The sequence below is a fragment of the Xanthomonas cassavae CFBP 4642 genome (assembly GCF_000454545.1).
Lineage (GTDB): Bacteria > Pseudomonadota > Gammaproteobacteria > Xanthomonadales > Xanthomonadaceae > Xanthomonas > Xanthomonas cassavae.
In genome coordinates this window covers 1-708 of the sequence record NZ_ATMC01000082.1, presented here as the reverse complement: position 1 = coordinate 708, position 708 = coordinate 1, and the positions used below count along the sequence as shown (strand labels likewise).

At 63.1% G+C, this 708-nt stretch carries 1 protein-coding gene; it reads left to right on the top strand.

The genetic code is table 11. From position 1 onward, the window contains the following. Positions 1 to 143: 143 nt before the first annotated feature. A partial coding sequence (locus XCSCFBP4642_RS23550; protein ID WP_160170344.1) for a toprim domain-containing protein occupies positions 144 to 708 on the top strand: 565 nt, incomplete at its 3' end.

Below are 708 nucleotides of genomic sequence, written 5' to 3'. Positions count from 1 at the left end.
GTTCTTCGGAAAAACGCTTCTTCACGTCCAATCTCCTCGGGGTAGGGAATTGGACTCCAAACTAAGGCGCTACTCAAACTTGGGGGGACGTCGAGCGCTTCCAGCCAACGGCTGCGGCTCCCAATGCTGCGGCCGATGCCTACCTGCAGTTCTCCCGTGGCTTTGACCTGGCACCGCTGAAAGGCCTCTACACCCAGGACAGCCACTACGACCGCAAAATCAGCGCCGGCACCGCAACGGTGCGCTTTGCGCTCGTCAAGGGCGGCTGGTGGGAGCGCCTGATCGATCGCCCGCATCGCTTCGGCAAGCAGAAGGCGCGCTTCGCGCCAGGCCAGAGCTATGCAGGGATGTGGTGGGCCGCGCCTGCCGCGCTGACAGCCATGCAGACGGCGCGCGAGGTGTGGATCGTGGAGGGCATCTTTGATGCGATCGCGCTCCTGCAGCACGGCATGTGCGCAGTGTCGGCCATGTCCTCCAACGCATTTCCGGAAGAATCTCTACGCGAGCTGGCAAAGGCACGCATGGCCGACCTTCCGACCCTCGTGTGGGCGCTAGACAACGAACCGGGTGCTCGTTCGTATACGCACAAGCACATCAAGCGCTCAGCGGGGCTGGGCTTCGATTCGCGGGCCGCGCAGATCGTCCAGCGCGACGGCAAGAAGACCGATTGGAACGACCTGCATCTGCGCGCTATCGCGTCCGATGATC